Here is a 24,763-nt window from a genome sequence, read left to right on the forward strand (position 1 = left end):
GTCACTTCAGTCCGGTGGTCGCGATGCCGCGCACGAAGTGCCGCTGCAACACGAGGAAGACGATCACCACGGGGAGCACCACCACGACCGAGCCGGCGAGCAGCAGCCCGAACTTGGTCTGGTTCTGCCCGACGCTGTAGAGCGCCAGCGCGACCGGCAGGGTGTACTTGTCCTCGGTGGTGGCCACCACCAGTGGCCAGATGAAGCTGTTCCAGTTGGCGAGGAAGGTGAGGATGCCGAGCGCGGCCAGCGCCGGCCGGCAGAGCGGCAGCACGATCCGGACGAAGATCCGCAGCTCGCTGGCGCCGTCGACCCGGGCGGACTCGACCAGTTCGTCGGGGATGGAGAACATGAACTGGCGCATCAGGAACGCGCCCAGCGCCCCGGCCAGGAACGGCAGCACCAGCGCGGCGTAGGTGTTGGTCAGCCCCAGGTTGGCGACCAGCACGAAGAGCGGCACGAAGGTCACCATGCTGGGCACCATCACCGAGCTGAGTACCAGCCCGAACAGCGCCCGGCGGCCCGGAAAGCGCAGCTTGGTCAGCGCGTAGCCGACGGCCGAGCAGAACACCAGGTTGCCGAGGGTGACCAGGGTGGCCACCAGGGCCGAGTTGAAGAAATAGGTCGGGAAGTCGAGCCGGCCGAACAGCTCCCGGTAGTTCGCCAGGGTGAACTGCTCCGGCCACCAGGTCGGCGGGACGAGCCGGATCTCGGCCTCCGGCTTGAACGACGACAGCAGCATCCAGCCGAACGGGCCCACCATGGCAAGCAGCCCCGCCACCAGCACCACGTGCAGCACGACCGAGGCCACCCGGTCGCGTCGGCGGCGTACCGGCCGGGCAGGACCGGCGGGCGGCGCCGGCGGTACGGCGACCGCCGGGCGCGGACTCGTCACCGGGGCGGTCACCGCGACACCTCCTCGGACGAGCGGAGCAGCCGGAACCAGAGGATCGACAGCAGCACGATCGCCAGGAACAGCAGATAGCTCATCGCCGAGGCGTACCCGTAGTTGCCGAAGCCGAACTGGTTGTAGATGTGGTACGAAACCGAGAGCGTCGAGTTGAGCGGACCGCCCCGGGTCATCACCAGCGGCTCCTCGAAGAACTGGAGGTAGCCGATGGTCCCGATCACCCCGACGAAGAGCAGCGTGGGGCGCAGCGACGGCAGCGTCACGTACCGGAACTGCTGCCATCCGGTGGCCCCGTCGATCCGGGCGGCCTCGTAGAGGTGCTGCGGGATCGCCTGCAACCCGGCGAGGAAGATCACCATCTGGTAGCCGAGGTTGCGCCAGGCCGCCATCACGATCAGCGACGGCAGGGCCAGGTCGGTCCGGCCCAGCCAGTTCGGCCCGTCCAGCCCGACCAGCCGGAGCAGGCTGTCGACCAGCCCGGAGTCCGGCTGGAGCAGAAAACGCCAGACCACGGCGACCGCCACGATGCTGGTCACCACCGGCAGGTAGTAGCCGACCCGGAAGACCGTGCGGAACCGGGTCAGCCCCGAGTTGAGCCCGAGCGCCGCCGCCAGTCCGGCCACCATGGTCAGCGGTACGCCGACGAGCACGAAGATCGCGGTGTTCACCGCGGCCCGGACGAAGAGTTCGTCACCGAAGAGCCGAGCGTAGTTGCGCAGTCCGACGATGTTGACGGCGAACGGGTTCCGGACGTCGGCGCTGCGCAGGTCGGTGAAGCTCATCAGCAGCGAGGCGAGCACCGGGCCGGCCAGGAAGACCACGAGCAGCGCGGTGAACGGCAGGGCGAAGCCCCAGCCGACCGCCGCCCGGCGCAGCCGCGGACCGCTGCGCCCGCGCCGGGTGCCCGCGTCGGGGGCGACGGCGGTCATCTCAGACCCCGGTGCCGATCGAGGTCGCCCGCTGCTGCATCGCCTTGGCCGCGTCCTCCGGCTTCGCGCCGGCCTTGGCCATCTTCTCCACCTCGCCGTCGATCGCGGCCGCGATCTGCTCCCAGGTGGCGATCGCCGGTGGCGACTTGGCGTCCTCCAGTTGCTTGCCGAAGGCGGAGAGCAGCGGGTCGCCGCGCAGCGCCGGATCGTCCCAGCCCTTCTTGACCGCCGGCAGGTCGCTGACCGTCTGGTACCACGTGGTCTGCACGTCCGGCCGGCTCAGGTAGGCGACGAATTTCCACGCACCGTCGCGGTTCTTCGCGTCGGAGAAGACCGCCAGGTCACCGCCGCCGACGAAGGAGGTGGCCGACTGTCGGCCCGGCATCTGCCAGAGCTGGAACTTGCCCGCGCCGCCCTGCTCTTCGAGTACGCCGATGTGCCAGGGGCCGGAGGGGAACGCCCCGATCTCGCCGGCGAGGAAGGCCGGTTCGAGCGCGCCCTGCGCGAGGTCCTTCGGGGCGAGCCCCTCGTCGAAGAACGACTTGTAGAACCCGTACGCCTCGACGGCCTGGGGGCTGTCGAGGGTGAAACCGTCGCCGGTGGCCACGTCGCCGCCGTTGGACCAGACGAACGGCATGATGCTCTGCCAGGAACCGATGGCCGAACCCGGCGGTTGCAGGTTGACGCCCCACTTCGCGCCGCCCCTCGCCTTCAGTGCGGCGATCGCGGACTTGAACTCCTCCCAGGTCTTCGGCGGGGTGGTGATCCCGGCCCGGGCGGCAACGGCGGAGTTCACGTAGAAGAGCCGGGTCTCGACGTACCAGGGCACGCCGTAGGAGGTGCCGTCGACGACCGTGGTGTTCCAGGCTCCCTCGAAGAAGTCCTCCTTCTTGATCAGCTCACCCGGTGTCGGGTCCAGCCCGCCGGTCTTGGCGAACTCCCCCATCCAGGTGGTGCCGATCAGGCTGAGGTCTGGGGTCTGCTTCCCGGCGATGGCGGTGGCGAGCTTGTCGTGCGCGCCGTCCCACGGAATCGGCGTCACCGTCACCTTCGCGTCCGGGTTCTCCCGCATGAAGTCCGCGGCGAGGACGGAGAGCTTCTCCCCCTCGGTGCCCATCGCCCAGACCGTGATGTCGCCGCTCGCCTTGCCCTCCGCGACGGGCGCGGCCGCCTCCTCGCCGGTACCGGCGTCCCGGCCGCAGCCAGTCACCGCGAGCATCGCCGCGAGCACCACGGCGGTACCGGCCCGTCTCCATGTCCTCATCTCAGACCTCCGTCTCGGCGCCATGTGGACCGCAGCTCGACCGGACGACGAGCCGGGTCGGGAGAACCTCTCGACGTACCGCTGTCTGGCTGCCGGCCATCCGGTCCTGCAGCCACCGGGCCGCGGTCGCGCCCAATTTCCGCATCGGCTGGTGCACGGTGGTGAGCCCGGCGTAGCGCGCGGCCATCACGTCGTCCCACCCGGTGATCGCGACGTCGCCGGGGACGGTCAGCCCCAGCTCCGCGGCCGCCGCCATGGCCCCGAGCGCCACCTCGTCGTTCGCGCAGACCAGCGCCGCCGGACGGGACCGGCCCGCGAGTACCTGCCGGGCGGCCCGGTGCCCGGCCTCCACGTCGAAGGCGCAGCGCACCGGTGCCCCTGGCGGGGTGTGCCCGGCGTCGGCGAGTGCCGCCCGGAACGCCGCGTACCGGTCGGTCACGTCCGGCGAGGAGTCCGGGTCGCCCAGGTAGGCGAAGCGCCGGTAGCCGTGTCCGAGCAGGTGCTCGACCAGCCGCCGGGCGCTGCTGTCGTTGTCGGCGGTGATGGTGTCCAGGGCGCCGACGGCTGGCCTTGCCAGCAGCACGGTCGGGACGCCGGTCTCCGCCACCTGCGCGACGATCCCGTCGGCGACCGTCCGGCCCATCACGACCATCCCGTCCACCCGGCGGGCCAGTTCGAGCACCTTGCGCGCAGGGTCGGGCCGACCGTGCGTGGCCAGGATGAGCACGCTGTTGCCCAGCTCGGCGGCGACCTCCTCGTAGCCGAGCACCACCTCGGAGTAGTACGGGCCGGACAGGTCGGGGAAGACGATGCCGTTCGCCGCGTGCCGCCCCTCGGCCAGGGACTGCCCGAGCCGGCTGGGCCGGAACTGCAACTCCTCCACCGCCGCCAGCACCCGGCGGCGGGTCTCCGGTGCGACGTAGTCGGTGCCGCGCAGCGCTCGGGACACGGTGGCGATCGAGACGCCGACCCGCTGGGCGACCTCGTAGATGGTCGCCTGTCGTCGGTCCTGCACCGCCATTGCCAACTCCAAGCAACTATGGTCAAACCAGTCCGGAAGCGCTTACAGAATCCGGAGCGGCGGACCGCTTCCGGAAGCGCTTACAGTGGCCCAGCCTGACCCCGTACGGCAGCACTGTCAAGCCGAGCGGGGCCAGCACCTTACCCGGAGTCCTGTTACGACGGTCGGGCCGAAGCGGTGCCAGGCCGGGAAATTCGCCGCCGTCGGCCCGGCTCGACACGCTCGGGACGGCCACCGCGCCCCGGGCCCGGACTGTCCCCGGTTCGGGTGCGGCGGGCGCTCCCGGTCGGCGCGGTCGGCCCCGCGACACGGGGCGGTGCGGGCTGGTCGACCATGTTCGTGATAGGCAGTGGCCGGGACCGCGACCGGATCGTTCACCGCCCGAGGGCCGGTGGCGCGGACGCCAGGCAGGAGAAACGAGAGAGCATGACGGGTCAACGGATCGGCTTGGTGGTGCACGAGGGCCGGGCGGCGGCGGTGACGGCGGCCGGGGCGGTCCGGCGCTGGGCGGCCGACCACTCGATCGGGGTCAGCGACATCGACGTCTGGGAGCCGTCCTGGGGGCAGCGGCGACGCCGCAACGCGGGCGACGAGGCCGAGGCCGCCGGCCATCCGGCGCTGGTGGTGACGATCGGCGGGGACGGGACCTTCCTGCGGGGCGCCCGGATCGCCGCCAAGGACGGCGTACCCGTGCTCGGCATCAACGTCGGCCGGGTGGGCTTCCTGACCGAGATCGAGCCCGCCGAGATCGACACGGCGCTGGACGCGTTCTTCGCCGGCCGGGTACAGCTCGACGAACGGCTGATGCTGACGCTCTGTGCCTCCCGGCCGCTGGAGATTCCTGGCGGGATGGAGGCGCTGCTGCGCTACGGGCGCGGGCCGCTGCTGCCGCCGCCCCCGCCACTGCCCCGCAGCGCCGAACCGGTCGACCAGCCAGGCGTGGCGCTGGACGTCACCGCGCTGAACGACATCGTCTTCGAGAAGCTGGCCCGCGACCGGCAGGCCAGCCTTGGGGTGTACCTGGACGAGACGCTCTTCGCCTCCTACTCGGCCGACGCCCTCGTGGTGGCCAGCCCGACCGGCTCCACCGCCTACAACTTCGCGGCCGGCGGCCCGATCCTCTCCCCCCGGCTCCGCGCGCTGGCCTTCACTCCGGTCGCCCCGCACATGGTCTTCAACCGCAGCCTGGTGATGGCCGCCGACGAGGCGGTGACGGTACGCGTCCTCGACCGGTCCGGCCAGGTGGCGGTCAGCGTGGACGGGCAGCTCCGTGGCGTACTCGATCCCGGAGACTGGGTGACGGTGCTGCCGGCGCGCGAACCGGCCCACCTGGTCCGGCTGCGCCCGTCCCGGTTCTACTCCCGGTTGCGTGAACGGTTCTCCCTCGCCGACGCGCCCGCGGCGGTGGCCGACAGCCGGCGGCCCGACCAGGCCGACGGCTGAACGCCCGCTCCGCCGACCAGGGCCGGTGTCGAAGTCGGCCGCAGCCATTCGTTGATGGCGGCGAGGTGGAATGGTGGCTTCGTGGCGGAGGGCGAGTTCCTGAAGCGGATGGCCACGGCAGCAGGATCACGGCACGCAGAGCGGTGGCGCGGCGTGGGCAGCGGTACTGCGCGGCCTCACCCGGAGGAGCCGGTGTCCGAAACTGGGCACCGGCTCCTCGGCCCTCCGCCGGCCATGGATGTCGTAGCCGGAAGCGGGCGTGGCGACTACGGTCGCCAGTCGGTCAGTCGCAGGGCCTGATGCCGGTGATTGTCAGCCACGTAACGCCGCTCCCCTGCAAAGCGTACGCAGCGGGAAGTCGCTGGCTGCCGCCGTTGCTGTGGTATTGCATGGGTTCGGTGCCAACGGTCTGGTCGTTCTCCCAGGAGCCCGCCGAAACCCATGGAATCGGATAGAACCTGCAGTTGTACATATTGATGGAGTCGCCCGTCCAGTGTTCGTACTGGTAGGCGCAGAAGTACAGGTAGGGACACGGTTCGGCAGCTTGACGGAGGCCAGCCTCGGACGAGAGGTTCCGAGGGCGACTCTCGCCCGGAAGCGCGATGTTCACCGTCGCGGTCCCGTTGACGTCGATCTGGTTGGGGGATATCCGCTTCCCTCCCATGACGGCCAGGTAGTAGTCGCTCCGCTTCTCCAGGTACTCGGCTTGACTCGGGGTGAGACCCGCCGCCCGGGCCTGCTGTTCAAAAACCGCCTGGGTCCCGGTCTTGTACTGCACGTACTGCTGGCCGGCGGGCGCGGCCGCATGGGCGGCGCCGCCGACAAGTGGCGCGGTGACGAGTACCGAAGCGATGACGACAAATCTCGACAGGAGTTTTCGCATGTTTATACCTCCGTGGTGGGTGCCGGTTTGCCTCGGTTGTCGGACGACGGCCTTCGCCCTCGGATAGCGCGGCGCTTCTCACAACAATGGTAAATACGCCCACTTTCACTTCCCTTTCACATCTCTCCCGGAGAAGATTGGTACTGTCCACGCTGTTGTCGACGCGGATGTCGGCCGGTTACCGGCGCCTACCTCGGGCTCAGGCGGATCAGCCCGCACCACCGGTACCGGTCCGGCTCGTCGTCACGCGTCAGCAGCTCGGCAGCACGAGAGCCCGTCGCGGATCGCGATACAGCCCGTGCAGGAGTGCTCTCTCTCGCCCGTACGACCTCGGGCACCGCGCGGTTCCGTCGTGGGTCGCCGGCATCCGCCGGATCGCGCGCTGGTTACGGCGAAGACTTCTGGCCAGGCGCTCAGGACCGACTGCCGCCTGGCCGCCGTGGGAGCCCGCCATGGGGCTCCGACCCGGGCAGGCCACCGGATCCGTCGGTCAACTGGCGTCTGCTCCACAACGACGGTCGGCCTGGCGGCTTCGGCGTCGGCAGCAACGCCTCCAGCGTTGCCCACTGGGCATCGGCCAGGTCGAACCGCCTCGTCACCGCCAGGGTGTCCACGAGGTCTCCGGCTTTCCAGGTTCTGCTTGGTCGCTGAACCATCTACCGGAGACCTCGCTACATCACGACCTCCGACCCGCAACGATCCTCACGCCAGCTCAAACCCTGGCACCGACGTCGCCGCGCGCCGCTAGTAGCGGCTGGGGTCGCCGCCGTTGGGGGTGTAGACGGGCGGCGAGTGCCCGTGTTGCGGCTGGTGCGGGGGCTGCTGCGGTTCGAACATGTTCACGGCCGGCTCCGGCTGCTCGACCGGCTCGAACATGTTCGCCGGCGGCTCCGGCTGCTCGACCGGTCCGAACATGTTCGCCGGCGGCTCCGGCTGCTCGACCGGTCCGAACATGTTCGCCGGCGGCTCCGGCTGCTCGACCGGTCCGAACATGTGCACCGCCGGCTCCGGCTGCTCGACCGACTCGCGCCGCTCCGGCTGCTCGGGCTGCTCGACCGGTTCCGCGGGCAGCTCGGCCGGCCCCCGGTTGGCCTCCTGGCGCACCGCCACCATCTGGTATTCGCCGGTCTCTCCGGTGATCGCGGCGGCCGCCATCACCGCGGCGGCGGCCCGGTCTGCCAGCCGCTTCGCCTCACGCTGCGTCCGGGCCCGCACCTCGGCCGCCTGCCGCTCGGCCTGCTCCGCCGCCCGGCGCGCCTCGTCCAGCCGGTTGAGTTCGGCAGTCAGGTCCTGGCGGACCTCGCCGAGCCGCTGCTGTAGCTGGGCGAACTCCTGCTCCGCGGTGGCACCCTCCTGGCGGGACTGTGCCAGCCGCTGCTGCGCGGTCTCCTGCGCGGCCAGCAACTGGCTGAGCGACTGCTGTCGCGTCTCGACCTCCTCCTGGAGCGCCGCGAGCTGCTGCTGCTGCGCGGTGGCCTGCTCGTCCGCCCGGCGCCGCAGTTCGGAGGCGTACTGCTGGGCCTCCGACCGCAGGTTCGCGTTCTCCTCCTCGACCTGCTTCTGCGCCCGGGTCAGCTCCGCTTCGGTGCTGTTGCGCAGCTCGGTCAGCTCCCGCTCCACGTTGGCCTGCCACTGGCCCAGCTCCTGCTGGGTACGCGCCCGGGCGGCCTCGATCTCCTGCTGGATCTGGTTGCGCGCCGCTTCCAGCATCGACTCGGCCTGGGCCTGGGCCCGCTCGGCCTGTTGGGCGCTCCGCTCGCTGACCCGCTGCGCCTCCTGCTCGGCGCGCTCCCGGCCGGCCTCACCCTCGGCCACCAGCTTCTCGGCTTGCTCGCGGGCGTCGGCGAGGACCCGCTCCGCCTCGTTCTGGTGCTCGGTGGCCCGCTGGGCGGCGGCGTCGACGATCACTCCGGCCTGCTTCTCGGCCAGTGCCATGATCTGGTCGACCATCGGACCCAGGTCGCGGAACGACGCCCGGTCCACCTGCGGCGGCCGGTCTCGCAGCTCGGTCAACTCGGCCTGTACCTGCTGGAGATGGACGGTCAGCCCCTGGATGTGGCTGAACGCCTGTTCACGTTCGGAGATCAGTTTCGAGAGCTCGTGGGCGGTCTGCGCCACATACTGCTCCACCTGCCGCTTGTCGTAACCGCGCAGCGTGGTCTCGAAGCTGGGCCGCGAAGTCTTGTCCTCGTGCAGGTCGAACAGCTCCTGGCCTTGGGACATGCGCCATCCTCCATATGGTCGCGAGCCCGGTGCCGGCGTCCGGGGCACACGCCGCAGGGGTAGGGCTCAACCGGCGGATCATACACCTGACGGCGGCCCGGCGGGGTGGCCCGGCCGAGCCGTACCGGCGCTCCGGCCGGGCACCGCCGGACCAGGACGGGGACGGCCGGCGGCCACCGAGGAGCTGTCCCGGTGCCCCGCCGGGGAGTCTCCGACAGCCGGCGGGGCGTACGGTCACAGTCCGGCGGCGTACCCGGCGCGGGCACCACCGACGATCGGCAGCACGACACGACTGTTCTTCAGCGCCAGGTCGATGGTGGCCCGGTTCGGGTCGGCCTGGCTGGAGTACTGCGGGTAGCTGCCGACGATGATCACGCCGATCCGGTGACCCGGCGGGAAGACGTAGTCCTCGGGCAGCAGCGGAAAGTCGAAGTCGTAGAGCTTGCCGGGGACCAACGGGGTCGCCGTGCGGATCGACTTCCGGTTCTGTGCGTCCAGGATGCCCTTGGTGACCAGTTCGAGGTCGGCGGTGGCCACCCGCTTCTGGGTCTGCTTGTAGCACCCGTCGTCGGTCGGGCTGGTCTCACCCCAGCAGTCCTGGGTCTCCAGGGTGATGATGCCCTCCCCGGAGGCCCGGTGCGCCACCCGTTCGGCGGTGCCGTAGTCGACCAGGATCGCCCCGAAGTTGGTGTCGGTCTTGTCGGCGGAGGCCCGCAGCTTCACCACCGGCGTACCGGAGATGTGCAGCGGGGCACGCAGCGGCTCCGACAGGTACGCCAGCCGGCCCGGCTGGACGGTCTCCGGGTTGGTGATCATCGCGTCCTGGCGCTGCGCCGGGTCGTCGGCGAAGGTCTGGGTGCTCGGCTTCCACGCCGGCATCAGCTTGAGGCCGCCCGCACCGCCGGTGCCGGGCTGGAGGAAGACCTCGGTCCCACGGGTCCCCGGGATCGGCCAGTCGGCGTGCGTCTCCCAGACGTCGGCGGAGCGCTCCAGGTCGACCCGGGGCTCGTCCATGATCCCGTTCCGCACCCGGTGCAGCCAGAAGTCGAACCAGCGGTGCAGGGTGTCCACCCAGACCGCCCGGCGCGAGTCGAACGGGTCGACGTGCCCCTCCTGGGAGAGCCACAACTTGCGCGGCACCCGGTGCTCGGCGAGTTCGTACCAGAACTTGCTGAAGTGGTCCGGCCGGACGTTGTCGTCGTTGAGCCCGTGGTAGAGCAGCACACTGGCCTTGATCTTGTCGACGTTCCGGACGTAGCTGCGCTCGGTCCAGAACGCCGAGTAGTCGCCGGTCTCGTCGCCGTCGGCGGCGCCCAGCGCGTCCCGGACCGGCTTGCAGTAGTCCCGGCGGTCCGGGTTGGTCACCGTGTTGGCCAGCGACGACACATAGCTGTTGCCTCGGGTGATCACCCCGTTGCTGCGGGTGTAGTCGTAGTACTCGGCCGGGCCGCTGATCGGCACGATGGTGGTCAGGCCCTTCACCCCGGTCACCGCCGTCGCCATCGCCAGCGAGCCGTCGTACGACTTGCCGACCATGCCGGTACGGCCGTTGTGCCAGTCGGCCCTGACGACCTTCCCGGCCGCGTTCCGCGCGGTGGCCCGGCCGTTCAGCCAGTCGATCGCCTGCTTGGCGCTCAGGTTGTCCGGGGTGCCGTTGGTGGTCGGGCAGCCGGTGGAGTTGTTGGTGCCGACCATGTCCAGCAGGATCACCGCATAGCCGCGCGGGACGAAGTAGTTGTCGTAGAAAAGCGGCCACCGGTCGAGCAGGCCGTCACCGTCCAGGTCGGCCTTGCACTCGGACTCGTTGCCCCGGCAGACGGTCGAGTAGTAAGGGCTGGCGTCCATGATGACCGGCACCTTGAGCCCGTCGGCCGTGGCCCTGGGCCGCATCACGTCGAACGCGATGATGTCGCGCTCGCCGTCGTTGTCGCTGTCGAACGTCGAGTCGACGAAGAGCCGTTCCCGGATCGCGTCGGCGTACCCGAACACCGGCTGGGTCACGCCGTCGCGTACCACGATCGACGGTCCCCGGTGGGCGAATGCCGGCGGCGCGGAGCCCAGCACGGCCACCGCCGCCATCGGAAGCACCGCGAGTCCGACCCGCCAGATCCTACTGATCCGACCCATGCACACTCCTTTTTCGCCGGTCAAGGGCGTGCGTAGGTTACGGGCGAGAGCGCCGATCGAACAACGCACATCTGTCGGAACCTGATCCGTCCAGGTTCGACGGCACACGGAAGCACCAGCGGTTACGCCGTCGCCGTGCTACCGTCCGCCGGCAGCGGGTCGACGGGACGGCGGTAGCGGTGCGGCACAGCGGGGCGGAGCCGGCGGTTGGTTTCCGGGTCGTGCCGGGCGCCGCCGACAGCGACGTGGTCCTGCACGTCCCGCACGCCGGTCGGCTGGTCCCGCCGGACGTACGCGCCGGGCTGCTGCTCGACGACGCCGCCCTGGCGGCCGAGCTGGCCCGGATGACCGACGCGCACACCGACCTGATCGCGGCCCGGGCCGCCACCTCCGCCCGGCGTACTCCGTGGACGCTCGTGAACCTGCTCTCCCGGCTGGTCGTCGACCCGGAGCGCTTCCCGGACGAGCGGGAGTCGATGCGGGCGGTCGGAATGGCCGCCGTCTACACCAGGACCAGCAACGGCTCCCCGCTGCGCGCCGAGGACCCGGTCGCCGAGGAGCAACTGCTCGACCGCTGGTACCGGCCCTACGCCCGGGCCATCACCGACCTGGTGGACGCCCGGTTGGCCGTACGCGGCCGGGTGACCGTGCTGGACGTGCACTCCTATCCGAGCCGGCGGCTGCCGTACGAGATCGGCGGCGCCGAACGCCCGGCGGTCTGCCTCGGTACCGATCCGGCGCACACCCCGGACTGGTTGCTGGCGGCCGGCCGGGCAGCCTTCGCCGGCTGCGGCGGCACCGGAGTGGACACCCCGTTCGCGGGCTGCTACGTGCCGCTGCGGCACTACGGCCGGGACCGGCGGGTGACCGCGCTGATGGTGGAGATCCGGCGGGACGGCTACCTGGTGGAACCCGGCGGAGCGCCGACCGGCGGCCTGGCCACCGTGGCCGGGGCACTGGCCGCGCTGGTCGACGCGGTGGACGCCAACCCCGGTCGCCGCACCGGCTGACCCGGCCCGGCCGGCCTCGAGGCCGGCGTCCCCGAACAGGACGTTGGCCGAGCCGGCATGTCCCGGGCGGCTCCCGGCCAGCCGGTTCGCGCTGCGCGGGCCGGGTTTGACGTCCGGTGACCCGAGCGCTACATGGTGACCATCGGCGGCGCGGAGACCCAGTCGCTGATCCCGGCCCTGGTGCGGCTGCACCGGCAGGGCCGGCTACCGGTGGACCGGCTCGTCACCGGGTACGACTTCGGGCAGATCCAGCGCGCCGCCGACGACGTCCACGCCGGCCGTACGATCAAGCCGGTGCTCCGGTTCACCGACTGACCGGCCGAGTCCGGCCGACGGTGCTCGGCCGGCCAACCGTGCCCGGCAGGCAGCCCGCGGAAGGGATTGCCGTCCGACCCGCACCTCCATCCAGTACGGCCGGTGCGGGTCGGATCGTGCTGGCCTCACCGGGTCGTGACCGCTCCGTCCGCCACGATCGGTTCCCGCTCCGCGGCCGGCGGTGCCGGCGGGGTCGCTTTCGGCCGGATCACGAGCGCCGCGACGACGGCGGCGGCGATGCCACCGACCACTCCGACGATCGCGGTGCTGGACATCGCCTCGACGAAGGCGTCCCGGGCCAGTCGAGCCAGCGTGTCGTCGCCGGTGGCGGTGGCGATCCGCAGGGCGTCGCCGATGGATTCCCGGGCCGGGCCGGTGACTTCCGCCGGCACCGCGGCCCGGTAGGCGGCGGTCAGTACGCTGCCCAGCACCGCGACGCTGAGCGCCGCGCCGATCTGCTGCACGGTGTCGTTGACCGCCGAGCCGACGCCGGCCCGTTCCGGGGGCAGTGCGGCGAGCAGGGTGCCGACCGCCGCCGGTCCGGTGACGCCGCTGCCCGCCCCGATCAGCACCAGCGCGACGGCCAGCGTCGGATAGCCGTCGGTCGGTCCGATCGAGGCGAGTACGCCGAAGCCGACGGCCATCAGCGACAGCCCGGCGGCGACCGCGACCCGGGCACCGAACCGCTTGTCGACCAGTACCCCGAGGCCGTTACAGGCCATCACGGTGACCAGCATCGGCACGAACGCCAGGCCGGCCCGCATCGGCCCGTACCCGAGGACGAACTGGAGGTACTGGGTCAGGGCGAGCAGTACGCCGCCGGCGGAGAGCGAAAGCAGCACGATGGAGAGGCTGGCCCCGCCGAAGTTGCGGTCCCGGAACAGCGCCATCGGCAGCATCGGCTCGGCGACCCGCCGCTCCCACAGCGCGAACGCGGTGAGCAGCACGGCCGCGCCGACCAGCCCGGCAACGGTCGGCGGGGACGACCAGCCGTCCTTGGCCGACGAGATCACCGCCCAGACCAGCGCCGTCATGCCGACCGTGGAGAGCAGCGCACCGAGCACGTCCGGCCGGCTGGCCGGACCGCGTGACTCGGGGATGATCACGAGCGCGGCGACGATGCCGAGGATGGCGATCGGGACGTTGAGCAGGAACACCGATCCCCACCAGAAGTGCTGCAACAGCAGGCCGCCGACGGTCGGGCCGCCCAGGGCGCCGAGCACCAGCACGGAACTCCAGATCGCAATGGCCTTCTTCCGCTCGGACTCGTCGAAAACGGTGGTGAGGATCGAGAGCGTGCTGGGCATCAGGAAGGCGGCGCCCACCCCCATCAGGGCCCGGGCCGCGACGAGTTGACCAGGGGTCTGGCAGAGCGTGGCCAGCACGGACGCGCCGCCGAACACGACCAGGCCGATCACCAGGCCGCGTCGCCGGCCGTGCCGGTCGGAGAGGCTGCCGGCGGTCAGCAGCAGCCCGGCGAAGACCAGGATGTACGAGTCGAGGATCCACTGGATGTCCGAGGCGCTGGCCCCGAGGTCGCGGATCAGCGACGGGACGGCGATGTTGAGCACCATGTTGTCGATGACGGCCACCAGCAGGCTCAGACAGAGCACGCCGAGGATCCACCAGCGACGCGGGTGGGGTGTGGGCATGGAACCTCCGCTCGTACAGCGTGCGAGAATTCTCGAACACCGTACCAGCAATCTCGAACACCGTACGACGGTCGGTAGACTGGCCGGGTCGAAAGGACCGTGGATGCCGCCGAAATCGGACCCGTTCACCAACTCGGTGTGGCTGCGCCCGCCCCGGACCCGGGGCGAACAGCCCTCGCTGAGCCGTGAACAGATCGTCCGGGCGGCGATCGAACTGCTGGACGCCGAAGGCCTGGCCGGGCTGAGCATGCGCCGGCTCGGCACCCGGCTGGGTTCGGGCGCCACCTCGGTGTACTGGTACGTGACGAACAAGGACGAACTGCTCGAACTCGCGGTCGACGAGGTGATGGGCGAGGTCTACGTCCCGGAGGTCGGCGACACGAGCTGGCGGATCGGCGCCTCGGTGCTGACCGCCGGCACCCGGGAGATGCTGCTCCGCCACCCGTGGGTGATCGGCCTGCTCGGCGTACGCCCGAACTACGGCCCCAACGCGATGCGCATCGGCGACCGCACCGTGGCACTGCTCTCCGCGGCCGGCTTCTCCGGGCTGGAGCTCTCCCACGCGAGTGCGCTGCTGACCTCCTACGCGATCGGCTCGGCGACGACCATCTCGGCGATGGTCACCAGCATGCGGCAGTCCGGAATGTCGATGACCGAGATCGCGGCGAAGCTGGAACCCCAGTTGGGGCGGATAGCCAGCGAGCATCCGCACTACGACAAGTGGCGGCAGGAGGTCGGGGGGGCGGCGTACGTCCCGGAGCGGATCTGGGACGAGAGTTTCACCTTCGGGCTGGATCGGCTGCTCGACGGGCTGGAGATGTGGCTGGACCGGCCGGACCGGTGACGACTCCCGGCTGACCGCCAGGGCGTGACCGCTCCCGGCTGACGGCCGAGGGCTGCCGGCCCCGCCGTCGCGGTGGCGCGCCGCTCCCGGCGACATGCTTCGGAGCCGGCAACTCGGGAATAACCCCCCGATGCTGGGCCTTCTCCCCGCCACGCCCTGGCCGCCCGGGCCGAGCGTCGGCGTCTTCGCCGTCGCCGGCCTGCTCACGATCCTCGGCAGCATCCGGCTCGTCGCCCTGGGCGACGCCCTGGCGGACCGGACCGGCTGGGGCGAGGCCGTCTTCGGGGTGGTCTTCTTCGGCGTCGCGACCGGGCTATCCGGGATCGTGATGACCGCGGTCACCGCGGCGGGCGGCCATCCGCAGCTCGGCTACAGCAACGCGGTCGGCGGGATCGCCGCCCAGACCACCGCCGTCGCGGTCGCGGACGCCTTCTACCGCCGGGTCAACCTCGAACACGCCGCCGCCTCCTCGTCGAACCTGCTCTTCGGCTGCCTGCTGATCGCCCTGCTCGCCCTCGCCCTGCTGGGCAGTTACAGCCCGAACGTCACCGTCGGCGGGATCCACCCGGTCTCCGTCGCGATCGTCGCCTGCTACCTCGGCGGGCTCCGGCTGATCCGGACCGCCGGCACCAGACCGATGTGGCAGGCCGTCGGCACCAAGGAGACGCAACCCGACGTACCACAGGACCACGGTGCCCTCGACAAGCACGGCATGGGCACGCTGTGGGGGCGGTTCGTGCTGGTCGGCGTACTCGTCGCGGCGAGCGGCTGGGCGGTGTCGCTGGCCGCCGAGAGCGTCGTCGAGACCACCGGCCTCACTGCCGGGTTCACCGGCGGGGTACTGCTCGGCATCGTGAACGGGCTGCCGGAGACGGTCACCGCGATCGCCGCCGTACGCCGGGGGGCGGTCACCCTCGCCGTGGCCGCCGTGCTCGGCGGGAACATCCTCGACGTGATCACCCTGGTGGTCGGCGACGTCGCGTACCGGCAGGGCTCCATCTATCACGCCGCCGGCAGCGATGACCTGTTCATCACGACCAGCGGGCTGTTCATGACCGCGATCCTGCTCGCCGGGCTACTCGTCCGGCAGACCTGCGGCTGGGGGCGACTCGGCTTCGAGGGCGTACTGCTGCTGGTCACGTACCTCGGGATGACCGTCCTCCTCGCCGTCTGAGCTGTATCCGAACGGTGGCCGAAGCAGCGGACGGTCGCCCGGAGGGTGCGTGGGACAGATCGACGATCTACGGTGGAGTGGTCGCGTTCACTACGGAAATCCTGGGGAAGCCAAGTGACGAAGGAAGCGCCGCCAGCACATCGCGGATGGCCGGACGGGCTCGACAGCGGCGTGCCGCACTCGGCCCGGATCTGGAACTACTGGATGGGCGGCAAGGACCACTTCGCCGCCGACCGAGAGGCCGGAGACGCCTACCGGCGGCAGTTTCCCGGCATCGTTCCACTGGCCAAGCAGTCCCGGCGCTTTCTGATCCGGGCCGTGCACCACCTGGCGGCCGAGGCGGGGATCCGCAACTTCCTCGACATCGGTACCGGCCTGCCGACCCTGGACAACACCCACCAGGTGGCCCAGCGGGCCGCCCCGGAGTCCCGGATCGTCTACGTCGACAACGACCCGCTCGTGCTCGCCCACGCCCGCGCCCTGCTCAGCAACACCACCCCGGAGGGGGTGACCGGCTACGTCGACGCGGACTTCCACGATCCCGACCAGATCATCTCCGACGCCCGGAACATCCTGAACTTCACCCAGCCGATCGCGGTCATGTTCATGGGCGTGCTCGGGCACGTCGCCGACCACGAGGAGGCACGGTCCATTGTGGCCCGGGTGATGGCCTCCGTGCCCAGCGGCAGCTACCTGGTGCTCTGGGACAGCACCAACACCTCTGACGGATTCGACGAGGCACAGCAGGGCTACGACGACACCGGCGCCGTCCCGTACGTCCTGCGCAGCCCGGAGCAGATCGAACGCTGCTTCGACGGCCTGACCCTGCTGGAGCCGGGCATCGTCTCCATCTCGCGGTGGCGCCCGGAGAGCCCCGACGCGGAACCGGTCGACGGGTACGGCGGCGTCGGCCGCAAACCCTGACGCCCGGGCCCCACCAGCCCCGTTCGGTGCCCGGTCCGGGCCCGGTCAGGAAGCGGGCCGTGGCCCGAAGGCGGTCAGGAAGCGGTCCCGGAAGGAGTCCATCCGCCAGACCGGCGCCCGCCGGCCCGGCTTCAGGCCGTCCTGCCAGTCCCACCGGGAGATCCGGTCCAGCACCGCCGGGTCGTGCGCCACGATGGTGATCGGCACGTCCCGGCTGGCGCCGGCACCGGTCACCACCGGGGCGGGCTGGTGGTCCCCGAGGAAGACGACCACGGTGTCGTCGTCGCCGTACTTCTCGATGTAGGAGATCAGGCTGTTCAGCGAGTACTCGACGGACTGCCGGTAGTCGGCACGTACCTTCGCCGAGTTGCCCCAGCGCGAGCGCTTCGGCTCACCCTCCTTCGCCATCGGCGCGAAAACGGATCCGTCACCGAGGTCGTCCCAGTCGACGAACCGGGGAGTGGGGGTCCAGGGCGCGTGGCTCGACACGAGGGTTATCCCCGCCATCAGCGGGGCCGCGTCCGGCGTACCGTGTTCGTACCGTTCAAAGGCGGCCAGGGCGTACTGGTCGGGCATGGTGGCCCAGCTGAACTTCGGGCCGTGGTAGCCGAGCTGGCTCGAATCGTAGATCTTCTCGTAGTCGTACAGCTCTCCCTCTGGCCAGGCCCGGGTGACGCCCGGCATGATGCCGACGGTCCGCCAGTTTGCCCGCCGGAAGGCGCCGGTGAGGGTCAGCCGGTCGGTCGTGACGAGGTTGCGGTACCGCTGCTGGTTGTCGATCCAGAGACCGGACAGGAACGTGGAGTGGGCCAGCCAACTGCCGCTGCTCGTCGTCGGTGAGGTGAGGAAGGCGCTGCGCGCGGCGAAGCCGGCGGCGGCCAGCCGCTGCGTACCGGCGTCGAGTACCGCACCGACCTGCGGTGCGAACTCCGGGTCCTCGACCGCGTCCCGCCCGTAGCTCTCGACGAAGACGAGCATGACGTCCTTGCCGCGCAGGCCGGTGAGCAACTGGTCACCGGGGACGTCGCGGAAGGCGTCCACGGCGACCTGCCGGCTGAACTCCTGCTGGCTGCGCAGGCCGTCGCGGATCTGCTGCGCCCGTCCGTACGCCAGGCCGGCCGTGTTCCGGGCCGCCACCGGTACGCCGGGAACGATCTGTACGCCGAGCACCGCACAGGCGAGCCAGGCCGCGCCGAGCACCACGACGGTACGCGTCGCGGCGACGCTGTGCCGGGCCACCAGGTCGGTCAGGCGGAGCACCGCCAGGGTGGTCAGCACGACCACCGCGACGGCGAGCAGCGCCGCCACGACCGCCGCACCGATCGCGGCGCCCCGGCCGAAGGAGTCGGTGAGGAACGAGATCGCGTCGTCCAGCAGGATCCAGTCGAGGATCGGGTCGAACTGCCGGGCGAGTACGGCGTGGAAGCCCATGTCCACGATCTTGAGCAGGCCCAACAGGCCGAGACCGACGCCACCGAGTACGGCCGCCGCCCGTCGGGCCCCCGTCCGCAACGCGAGGACGAGGACGACGCCGAGGAGTGCCTCCACCGGAATCCGTGCGAGCGTGCCGAGGGTGAACTGGTCCGGCTTGTTGCCCGCGGTCAGGGCAAGCAGCACGAGCAGGGCCGCCAGTACCGTCGTCAGCCGCGTCACGATCCGCCGAGCGGGTGAGCGGTGCCGCTGTTCCGCCGCCTCGCCGCCTATACCGTCGCCGCCCGTACCGTCACCGCCCGTACCGTCACCGCCCGTGTCGTCGCCGCCACCTCCGGAACCGGCACTCTCCCCGTCCCCGGCCGGGTCGTCCTCGGCGCGTCCGTCCGGCAACGGGTCGTCCGTGGTGGGCGTCCGTTCCTGGTCCGGCACCTGGCGGAAGCGTGTGAAGAGTGACAACCCGAGGATCCTCTCCTGGCGGTCGTACTGGCGAGGCGGGCCAGGCTCGCAACGGCCTCGCCGCCCGTGAGCTAGAACGGGATTTCCGGGCCTACGGTTCAACGAGCCTTCGCCGACCTCCCCGCGTTGCGTAATCACGCAACGAATCAACTTGGTGATCTTGCTGGCCCGAGACATCGGTGCCGTCCTGTGTTTGTATCGCGACGTACCGATTCCCAGGGGGAGGGAGTTGTTCATGACGGGCAGGGGCACGGGGGCGCTGGCCGTTGGGCGGGCGGTGCCGCTACTGGTCCGTTGGGGAGTCTCCGCCGATGCCGATCTGGTCTACCGCTGCCTGGTCACCTTCGGTTCTCGGAGCACCGGCAGCATCGCCGCCAGTCTCGGTCTCGCGGTGCGCCGGGTCCGCGCGGCACTGGACGAGTTGGCGGAGGCCAACCTGGTCGAGCCGGCCGCCGCGCCGGCCGGCCACGGCGCCGAGGCGGTGACCTGGCGGGCGGCTGAGGTGGACGCGGCGGTGACCACATTGCGACGGCGCGCCCTCCGGCGGGCCGCCCCGGCGACCGAGGTCGCGGCCGGCCTGTTACGGCCGGGCATGGTCCGCCCGTTTCCGGCCCGGCGGCTGCCGGACCGCGACGCGACCCGCCGGCGTATCGCCGAACTGGTGGCGGTGGAGCGGGTCGAGCACCTGGCGATGAACCCGGAGGAGGTCTTCAGCGCCGACGCGCTGGCGATCGCCGCCCCGATGGACATCGCGCTGCTCCGGCGCCGGATCCGGCTGCGCTCGCTGGGTCGGGCGCCGGCCGACGGCGACCGGTCGTCGCGGCACGCCAGCGAGTTCGCCCGGTTGGGTGGGGAGTACCGCGAGGCGCCTCGGCTGCCACACAAGCTGATGATCTTCGACCGCCGTGTCGCGCTGGTCGCCGTCGACCCGAACGGGTTGCACCGGGGCGCGTGGGAGGTCGTCGAACCCGCGGCGGTCGAGTCGTTCGTCTCGCTGTTCGTCCGCTACTGGACGGACGCGACGGATCCACGTCGGAACGGAGTACCCGAGGTCGTGCTCACACCACGAGAGAAGGCGGTCGTCGCGCTGCTCGCCGAGGGGCATACCGACACCAGCGCCGCGAAGGAACTCGGCATGTCCACCCGCTCGGTCACCTACGCGCTGCGGTCGCTGATGGACCGGCTCGGCGTGGAGAACCGCTTCCAACTCGGTCTCGCCCTCGGCGCGATGCAGGCGGCGAGCCCACCGAGGAACACACCGCCTGTCGAGGGAGACCACCAATGAACCTGGTGCAACCTCCCTTTGCGATCCGTCGTCGCCTCAGGTGGAAGTCGGGGCGGACCCGCCGCGCTGTCCAGGCTGAGAAAGGTTCGATGAGAAGACGCCTGGTCGCGGCGCTGGCCGCCGCTGTGCTGGCCTCGCTCACCGCCGGCCCGGCGATGGCCGCCGAGCCGGTCTGGGAGCGGATCGACTGCACCTCCGGCACCATCGAGGTGGCGACGGTGGACGAGGCCAAGGAGGGTGACTTCCTCACCCTCGCGGGGCAGCTCGACTGCGTCGCGGAGAAGGCGGGCGCCGCCTTCGGGTACGCCGTCTACGAGCCCGGCTTCTCGCTCGGCATCGTGTACGGGTCGCACCTGCGGCCGTACGCGCCGGCCGGGGTCAGCCCGTTCTCGGACCGGAAGAAGGTGCCGACCGGGCAGGTGGACTTCGCGATCTGCGTGGTCACCGACTACCTGGTCCGGGTCGAATGCGTCCGGGTGGTGTGGGACCTGCTGGACCACGAACTCGACGTGCGGTCGCTGGACACCAGCGACCCGCTGGTCGACCGGATGGTCCGACTCGTCTCGCCGGACTGGGGACCCCGTCCGGTCTGCGGGACCTGCTGGTAGCGGTCTGGCGCCCCGGGCGCGGGCGGGACGTGTCGGCGCGTCCCGCCGCCGTCCGGGGCGCTGCGGCAGCCGGGTGCCGGGGCGGCCGTGACAGAACCATGACATGAATCGCACGTTTTCCGGACCCCGGCCCGCCATCCTTGGCTGGTGCATCCGGTATCGCCGTACCCGTCCACGACACCGCTCCGATCCCCGGGGCGGCCCGACTGCCGGCCGGTGCCCGCCGAGCGGGGGCCGGCCCGCCGGCTGCGCCGCGCCGCGCTCGGGTACCTGCTCGCGTTCGTGCTGATCGCCGTCGGATTCGTCGGCACCGGCGCGGGCCAGTCCCTCGACGGCAGGCTGCTGCCCCGAGCCGAGCGGGGCGGCGGGTACGCGCAGCCGACCGGGCTGGTCGAGCCGGCCGGCAGCGTACTGGCCTGGTTCGGCGATCCGGCCGTGCTGGGTCTGCTGCTGGTTGCCGTACTGCTGCTCGGTGTGCTGCGGCGACGGCCCTGGGCGGGGATGGCCGGCGTCGGCCTGGTCGGTGCGGCGGTGGTCGCCGCGAGCGTCGCCAAGCAGGTGATCCTGCGGCCGGATCTCGGAGTGGCCACCTCGACGACGCACAACAGTTTTCCCAGCGGCCACGTCGCGGTGGCGATGGCGCTGCTGCTCGCCGTCCTGCTCGTGCTCCCCGCACCGGTCCGCCCGTGGTGCGCCGTCCCGGGTGCGGTGGGGGTCTGCACGGTCGCCGCGGCCACGATGATCGCTGGATGGCACCGGTTCAGCGACGTCCTCGGCGGTGTACTGCTGGCGGCGGCGCTGTTCTGTCTGGCCGCCGCCGCGCTGGTCCGGCCCGGCGTGGGTACCCGGGCAGCCCCGGCCGCTGCCGGGTTCGGGCCGCTCGGGCTGCTCGGCGGGGTGCCACTGCTGGGTCTGCTGGCCTTCGCGCCGTCGCTCGCCCCGTACGCCGCGTCCGGCGGCGTCGGCGGGCTCTTCGTCGCGATCGCGGCCGGAAGCGGGTTGGTCGTCCTGGTCGTCGCCACCGTCCTGATCCTGGTGCGTTCGGTGGATTTCGTCGGCCCCGCCCGAGCCGCCGGCCGGTCCGGATCGGCGGGGCTCGGAACGGCTGGTTGCCCGGCCGCGACACGATCCCGGACCGCCGGCGGGACGGGACCGGTACGGCGCCGGGACGTTGGCCGGATTCGGAAACCGGACGGCGCGGCAGCGGAGGTGTGATTCCCTGCCACGCATCATGATCGACAGGGCAACTTCGGCGGGAATGCGATAGTTGGTGACATGTCTCGGGTGCTGTTGATCGAGGACCACCAGACGGTGCGCGACGGCCTCCAGCTCGCCCTGACCCGTCAGGGTCACACCGTGGACGCCGTGGCAACCGGCGAGCAGGGGCTGGCCCGGCTGGGTACGGACACCGCCGACGTGATCGTCCTCGACCTCATGCTGCCCGGGATGGACGGCTTCGAGGTGTGCCGCCGCATCCGGTCGGCCGGGGACCTGCCGATCATCATGCTCACCGCCCGGAACGACGACATCGACGTGGTGGCCGGACTGGAGGCCGGCGCCGACGACTACGTGGTCAAGCCGGTGCAGGCCCGGGTCCTGGAGGCCCGGATCCGCGCGGTGCTGCGGCGGACCGGCGGCGAGTCCCGGCGGTCCGGTCCGGAGCCGGCGGTGCAGCGGTACGGCGCGCTGACCATCGACCGGTCGGCGCTGGTGGTCAGCAGGGCCGGAGTGCCGATCGGCCTCGCCCCGACCGAACTGCGCCTGCTGCTCGAACTCTCCGGCACGCCGGGCCGGGTGCTGAGCCGGCAGCAACTGCTGGAGGCGGTCTGGGAGCACGGCTATCTCGGCGACTCGCGGCTGGTCGACGCCTGCGTGCAGCGGTTGCGGGCGAAGATCGAGGACGATTCGGCCGCCCCGGTCTACGTGCAGACCGTCCGCGGCTTCGGCTACCGGTTCGGCCCGCTGTGAGCCGCGCCCGGCGGCGCCGCCGTCAACCGTGCCGCCAGCAGGCTCCCCGGCGCGTTCGGGGGGGTTCGGGGCACAACCGGGGTTCGGGGCACAACCGGGGTTCGGGGCACAACCGGGGTTCGGGGCGCGGCCGGGATTCCCGGCGCGGTCGGGGTTCGTGATGCGACCGGCATCGGTGGTCCGGCTTCGGTGGTCGGCGGGCCTGCGGGTCCGACTCCTGCTCGCCTTCGCCTCCCTCGGCCTGACCACCACGGCGGTGGTGGCCGGGGCCAGCTACGTCCAGGCCCGGGACGTCATCCTGCAAACCGCCCAGGACGCGGCCGTCGTCACGTTGACGGAGCAGATCGCCCAGCTCACCCCGATCCGAAGCCTGCCACCGAGCCAGGCCGAGCTCGACGCGATCGCCGCGGAGCTCTCCGACCGCGACGACACCGCGATCGCCACGTACCAGGGGCACAGCTCCAGGCACGACCAGGTCTCCGCCGTACTCTCGCCGGAGCTGCGCACGGCGGTACGTGCCGGCCGGGTCGTCTGGCAGCGGCAGGCCGCGCAGGGCTTCCCGTACCTGGTGATCGGGACCCAACTGATGGTCAGCCAGCCGGACGGTGCGCCGCGACCGTCCGGTTTGGAGATCTACCGCCTGCACAGCCTCCAGGCCGAGCAGCGCAGCATCGACCGGCTCGCGATGTCGACCTGGCTGACGGGTGGGCTGTCGCTGGCCCTCGCCGTGCTGCTGGCGCTGCTCGCCGCCCGAGGTGTGCTGCGGCCGGTCCGGGACCTCGGCCAGGCGGCCCGCCGGCTCGGTGCGGGAGATCTGAGCACCCGGCTGACCGTACGCGGCTCCGACGAGCTCGCTCGCGTCGCGCGTACTTTCAACCACACCGCCGAGCGGCTGGAACGGCAGGTCGGCGAGTTGCGCCGGATGGAGGCGGACGCCCGGCGCTTCGTGGCCGACGTCTCGCACGAACTGCGTACGCCGCTGGCCGCGATGACGGCGGTCACCGAAGTACTGGACGAGGAGGCGCCCCGGCTGCCCGGCGACGCCGGACGGGCCGCCCGGCTGGTCAGCCAGGAGACGCAGAGCCTGACCCGGCTGGTCGACGACCTGATCGAGGTGAGCAGGTTCGACAGCGGCACTGCGGCACTCGCCCTTGACGAGATCGACGTGGCGGCGGCGGTACGGGCGACGCTGCGCGCCCGTGGCTGGACCGAGCGGGTGGTGACCGACCTGCCGCCGGGCGTACTGGCCCGGCTCGACCCTCGCCGGCTGGACGTGATCCTGGCGAACCTGGTCGGCAACGCGCTCCGGCACGGCGCCCCGCCGGTATCGGTACGGCTCCGCGCCGAGCCGGACTGGATCGTCCTGTCGGTCGGCGACCGTGGCCCGGGCCTGGACCCGCTGGTGCTGCCGCGCGTCTTCGACCGCTTCTACAAGGCGGACAGCGCCCGGACCCGCTCCGAGGGCAGCGGTCTCGGTCTCGCCATCGCCTGGGAGAACGCCCGGCTGCACCGGGCCGGCGCGGACCGGGGCAGTCTGGTAGCCGGAAACGATCCGGCCGGCGGCGCGGTGTTCACGCTCCGGCTGCCGCGCCGCTGCGTCGACCCGGCGCCGCCCGCCGAGGGCCGGCCCGGGCCCGAAGGGGGACGTCGGTGACCGGGATCTGGCGGACGCGAGGCGGGGGTCGAGGGTGGTGCCGGGTAGCGGTCGCCGCCCTCGCGCTGCTGACGGCGCTCGCCGCCGGCTGCGGGGTACGGCCGAGCGCGGTCATCACCGGGGGCGCCGCCCCGCCGGGACCGGCCCAGGGGGTCGGCCTCTTCTTCGTGGCGGAGCACCGCGTCACGCTGGTGCTGCGTCCGTCCACACCGCCGGGTTCGGTCGACGGCGCGCTGGCCCTGCTGCTGGCCGGTCCGGACCCGACGGAGCGGGAGCTGGGCTACACCACCGAGATCCCGTCGGGCGCCGCGCCGGCCACGGTGGCGGCGTCCGACCCGTCCGGTACGACGGTGCGGCTCGGCACCGACGTGACGGCGCTGTCGGCGACCGCGGTCGACCAGATCGTCTGCACCGTCCGGTACGCCCTGCCGGACGGCGAGCCGACGGACCGCACCCTGGTCACCCTGACCGGTCCGGACGGGAGCCGGGGGCCGCGCGGCTGCGACCCGCCGGATTGCCCGACCGCGCCCGGCGGGGCGGACCAGGACTCCCCCGGTTCCGTCTGGTGCCCGCCGCCCGGCCTCGGCCGTGCCGTACCCCGGGCCACCACGTCCGGCCACTGATTCCCGGCCCGGCGCA

Annotated in this window: 22 protein-coding genes; 13 read left to right on the plus strand and 9 right to left on the minus strand. The window is 71.7% G+C overall.

The window, feature by feature from the left end:
• Position 1: 1 nt before the first annotated feature.
• From AAH979_RS09710 to AAH979_RS09725, 4 genes are read right to left on the minus strand one after another with little or no spacing between them, the layout of a single operon-like run.
• On the minus strand, positions 2 to 907 hold the full coding sequence (locus tag AAH979_RS09710; protein ID WP_346257729.1) for a carbohydrate ABC transporter permease: 906 nt from the start codon (positions 905 to 907) through the stop codon (positions 2 to 4).
• On the minus strand, positions 904 to 1,839 hold the full coding sequence (locus AAH979_RS09715) for a sugar ABC transporter permease (RefSeq protein ID WP_346257730.1): 936 nt from the start codon (positions 1,837 to 1,839) through the stop codon (positions 904 to 906). Before AAH979_RS09715 ends, AAH979_RS09710 begins: the two co-directional genes overlap by 4 nt.
• A 1-nt stretch (position 1,840) precedes the next feature.
• A complete protein-coding gene (locus AAH979_RS09720) occupies positions 1,841 to 3,103 on the minus strand; it encodes a sugar ABC transporter substrate-binding protein (protein ID WP_346257731.1) in 1,263 nt (420 codons plus the stop codon).
• A 1-nt stretch (position 3,104) separates the two neighbouring features.
• Positions 3,105 to 4,124 (minus strand): LacI family DNA-binding transcriptional regulator, encoded by a 1,020-nt coding sequence (locus AAH979_RS09725; RefSeq protein WP_346257732.1) that lies wholly within the window; start codon positions 4,122 to 4,124, stop codon positions 3,105 to 3,107.
• A gap of 426 nt (positions 4,125 to 4,550) precedes the next feature.
• Between AAH979_RS09725 and AAH979_RS09730 the strand changes: the two genes are divergently transcribed.
• Positions 4,551 to 5,567: an NAD(+)/NADH kinase gene (locus AAH979_RS09730; RefSeq protein WP_346257733.1), complete on the plus strand. Its 1,017-nt coding sequence runs from the start codon at positions 4,551 to 4,553 to the stop codon at positions 5,565 to 5,567.
• Positions 5,568 to 5,850: 283 nt separating this feature from the next.
• Here AAH979_RS09730 and AAH979_RS09735 read toward each other — a convergent pair whose 3' ends face one another.
• The 3 genes from AAH979_RS09735 to AAH979_RS09745 all read right to left on the minus strand — a co-directional run bounded on the left by AAH979_RS09735 (position 5,851) and on the right by AAH979_RS09745 (position 10,800).
• The gene (locus AAH979_RS09735) at positions 5,851 to 6,450 is read right to left on the minus strand and encodes a hypothetical protein (RefSeq protein WP_346257734.1); all 600 of its coding nucleotides are present in this window, start codon (positions 6,448 to 6,450) and stop codon (positions 5,851 to 5,853) included.
• Positions 6,451 to 7,194: 744 nt separating this feature from the next.
• Positions 7,195 to 8,673 carry a hypothetical protein gene (locus tag AAH979_RS09740; protein WP_346257735.1) on the minus strand — a complete coding sequence of 493 codons (1,479 nt, stop codon included), beginning with the start codon at positions 8,671 to 8,673 and terminating at the stop codon, positions 7,195 to 7,197.
• Between the two features lie 234 nt (positions 8,674 to 8,907).
• Complete coding sequence (locus AAH979_RS09745) at positions 8,908 to 10,800, minus strand: CocE/NonD family hydrolase (RefSeq protein ID WP_346257736.1); 1,893 nt, start codon at positions 10,798 to 10,800, stop codon at positions 8,908 to 8,910.
• Positions 10,801 to 10,979: 179 nt separating this feature from the next.
• Here AAH979_RS09745 and AAH979_RS09750 point away from each other — a divergent pair, with 179 nt between their 5' ends.
• Both AAH979_RS09750 and AAH979_RS09755 read left to right on the plus strand, forming a co-directional pair.
• On the plus strand, positions 10,980 to 11,810 hold the full coding sequence (locus tag AAH979_RS09750; protein WP_346257737.1) for an N-formylglutamate amidohydrolase: 831 nt from the start codon (positions 10,980 to 10,982) through the stop codon (positions 11,808 to 11,810).
• A gap of 132 nt (positions 11,811 to 11,942) precedes the next feature.
• Positions 11,943 to 12,125, plus strand: a complete 183-nt coding sequence (locus tag AAH979_RS09755) for a hypothetical protein (RefSeq protein ID WP_346257738.1) — start codon at positions 11,943 to 11,945, stop codon at positions 12,123 to 12,125.
• Between the two features lie 125 nt (positions 12,126 to 12,250).
• On the opposite strand, the gene AAH979_RS09760 is transcribed toward AAH979_RS09755, so the two are convergent.
• On the minus strand, positions 12,251 to 13,777 hold the full coding sequence (locus tag AAH979_RS09760; protein ID WP_346257739.1) for an MFS transporter: 1,527 nt from the start codon (positions 13,775 to 13,777) through the stop codon (positions 12,251 to 12,253).
• Positions 13,778 to 13,880: 103 nt separating this feature from the next.
• On the opposite strand from AAH979_RS09760, the gene AAH979_RS09765 reads away from it, so the two are divergent.
• The 3 genes from AAH979_RS09765 to AAH979_RS09775 all read left to right on the plus strand — a co-directional run bounded on the left by AAH979_RS09765 (position 13,881) and on the right by AAH979_RS09775 (position 16,719).
• A complete protein-coding gene (locus AAH979_RS09765; protein WP_346257740.1) occupies positions 13,881 to 14,621 on the plus strand; it encodes a TetR/AcrR family transcriptional regulator in 741 nt (246 codons plus the stop codon).
• Between the two features lie 130 nt (positions 14,622 to 14,751).
• The gene (locus AAH979_RS09770; protein WP_346257741.1) at positions 14,752 to 15,795 is read left to right on the plus strand and encodes a cation transporter; all 1,044 of its coding nucleotides are present in this window, start codon (positions 14,752 to 14,754) and stop codon (positions 15,793 to 15,795) included.
• Positions 15,796 to 15,909: 114 nt separating this feature from the next.
• A complete protein-coding gene (locus AAH979_RS09775; protein ID WP_346257742.1) occupies positions 15,910 to 16,719 on the plus strand; it encodes an SAM-dependent methyltransferase in 810 nt (269 codons plus the stop codon).
• Between the two features lie 45 nt (positions 16,720 to 16,764).
• Here AAH979_RS09775 and AAH979_RS09780 read toward each other — a convergent pair whose 3' ends face one another.
• Positions 16,765 to 18,372, minus strand: a complete 1,608-nt coding sequence (locus AAH979_RS09780) for a sulfatase (protein ID WP_346257743.1) — start codon at positions 18,370 to 18,372, stop codon at positions 16,765 to 16,767.
• Positions 18,373 to 18,393: 21 nt separating this feature from the next.
• Here AAH979_RS09780 and AAH979_RS09785 point away from each other — a divergent pair, with 21 nt between their 5' ends.
• The 7 genes from AAH979_RS09785 to AAH979_RS09815 all read left to right on the plus strand — a co-directional run bounded on the left by AAH979_RS09785 (position 18,394) and on the right by AAH979_RS09815 (position 24,747).
• The gene (locus AAH979_RS09785; RefSeq protein ID WP_346257744.1) at positions 18,394 to 18,606 is read left to right on the plus strand and encodes a hypothetical protein; all 213 of its coding nucleotides are present in this window, start codon (positions 18,394 to 18,396) and stop codon (positions 18,604 to 18,606) included.
• 238 nt (positions 18,607 to 18,844) lie between these two features.
• Positions 18,845 to 19,894 carry a helix-turn-helix transcriptional regulator gene (locus tag AAH979_RS09790; protein ID WP_346257745.1) on the plus strand — a complete coding sequence of 350 codons (1,050 nt, stop codon included), beginning with the start codon at positions 18,845 to 18,847 and terminating at the stop codon, positions 19,892 to 19,894.
• 89 nt (positions 19,895 to 19,983) lie between these two features.
• Positions 19,984 to 20,502 (plus strand): hypothetical protein, encoded by a 519-nt coding sequence (locus tag AAH979_RS09795; RefSeq protein WP_346257746.1) that lies wholly within the window; start codon positions 19,984 to 19,986, stop codon positions 20,500 to 20,502.
• A gap of 216 nt (positions 20,503 to 20,718) precedes the next feature.
• Positions 20,719 to 21,717 carry a phosphatase PAP2 family protein gene (locus AAH979_RS09800; protein WP_346257747.1) on the plus strand — a complete coding sequence of 333 codons (999 nt, stop codon included), beginning with the start codon at positions 20,719 to 20,721 and terminating at the stop codon, positions 21,715 to 21,717.
• Positions 21,718 to 21,777: 60 nt separating this feature from the next.
• Positions 21,778 to 22,470, plus strand: coding sequence for a response regulator transcription factor (locus AAH979_RS09805; RefSeq protein WP_346257748.1), 693 nt, complete (start codon positions 21,778 to 21,780; stop codon positions 22,468 to 22,470).
• A 160-nt stretch (positions 22,471 to 22,630) separates the two neighbouring features.
• Positions 22,631 to 24,124, plus strand: coding sequence for a HAMP domain-containing sensor histidine kinase (locus tag AAH979_RS09810; RefSeq protein WP_346257749.1), 1,494 nt, complete (start codon positions 22,631 to 22,633; stop codon positions 24,122 to 24,124).
• Positions 24,121 to 24,747, plus strand: a complete 627-nt coding sequence (locus AAH979_RS09815) for a hypothetical protein (RefSeq protein ID WP_346257750.1) — start codon at positions 24,121 to 24,123, stop codon at positions 24,745 to 24,747. Before AAH979_RS09810 ends, AAH979_RS09815 begins: the two co-directional genes overlap by 4 nt.
• Positions 24,748 to 24,763 lie beyond the last annotated feature (16 nt).

Origin of the sequence: Plantactinospora sp. ZYX-F-223 (genome assembly GCF_039649625.1) — a bacterium.
In the GTDB taxonomy this organism is placed as follows: Bacteria; Actinomycetota; Actinomycetes; order Mycobacteriales; family Micromonosporaceae; genus Plantactinospora.

Bases quoted from the DNA above. Each gene is read 5' to 3' on its own strand.
- AAH979_RS09720 (WP_346257731.1), bottom strand. From the start codon at position 3,103: ATGAGGACATGGAGACGGGCCGGTACCGCCGTGGTGCTCGCGGCGATG.
- AAH979_RS09745 (WP_346257736.1), bottom strand. From the start codon at position 10,800: ATGGGTCGGATCAGTAGGATCTGGCGGGTCGGACTCGCGGTGCTTCCG.
- AAH979_RS09770 (WP_346257741.1), top strand. From the start codon at position 14,752: ATGCTGGGCCTTCTCCCCGCCACGCCCTGGCCGCCCGGGCCGAGCGTC.
- AAH979_RS09805 (WP_346257748.1), top strand. From the start codon at position 21,778: ATGTCTCGGGTGCTGTTGATCGAGGACCACCAGACGGTGCGCGACGGC.
- AAH979_RS09715 (WP_346257730.1), bottom strand. From the start codon at position 1,839: ATGACCGCCGTCGCCCCCGACGCGGGCACCCGGCGCGGGCGCAGCGGT.
- AAH979_RS09795 (WP_346257746.1), top strand. From the start codon at position 19,984: ATGAGAAGACGCCTGGTCGCGGCGCTGGCCGCCGCTGTGCTGGCCTCG.
- AAH979_RS09765 (WP_346257740.1), top strand. From the start codon at position 13,881: ATGCCGCCGAAATCGGACCCGTTCACCAACTCGGTGTGGCTGCGCCCG.
- AAH979_RS09735 (WP_346257734.1), bottom strand. From the start codon at position 6,450: ATGCGAAAACTCCTGTCGAGATTTGTCGTCATCGCTTCGGTACTCGTC.
- AAH979_RS09725 (WP_346257732.1), bottom strand. From the start codon at position 4,124: ATGGCGGTGCAGGACCGACGACAGGCGACCATCTACGAGGTCGCCCAG.
- AAH979_RS09790 (WP_346257745.1), top strand. From the start codon at position 18,845: ATGACGGGCAGGGGCACGGGGGCGCTGGCCGTTGGGCGGGCGGTGCCG.
- AAH979_RS09810 (WP_346257749.1), top strand. From the start codon at position 22,631: ATGCGACCGGCATCGGTGGTCCGGCTTCGGTGGTCGGCGGGCCTGCGG.
- AAH979_RS09740 (WP_346257735.1), bottom strand. From the start codon at position 8,673: ATGTCCCAAGGCCAGGAGCTGTTCGACCTGCACGAGGACAAGACTTCG.
- AAH979_RS09760 (WP_346257739.1), bottom strand. From the start codon at position 13,777: ATGCCCACACCCCACCCGCGTCGCTGGTGGATCCTCGGCGTGCTCTGT.
- AAH979_RS09730 (WP_346257733.1), top strand. From the start codon at position 4,551: ATGACGGGTCAACGGATCGGCTTGGTGGTGCACGAGGGCCGGGCGGCG.
- AAH979_RS09755 (WP_346257738.1), top strand. From the start codon at position 11,943: ATGGTGACCATCGGCGGCGCGGAGACCCAGTCGCTGATCCCGGCCCTG.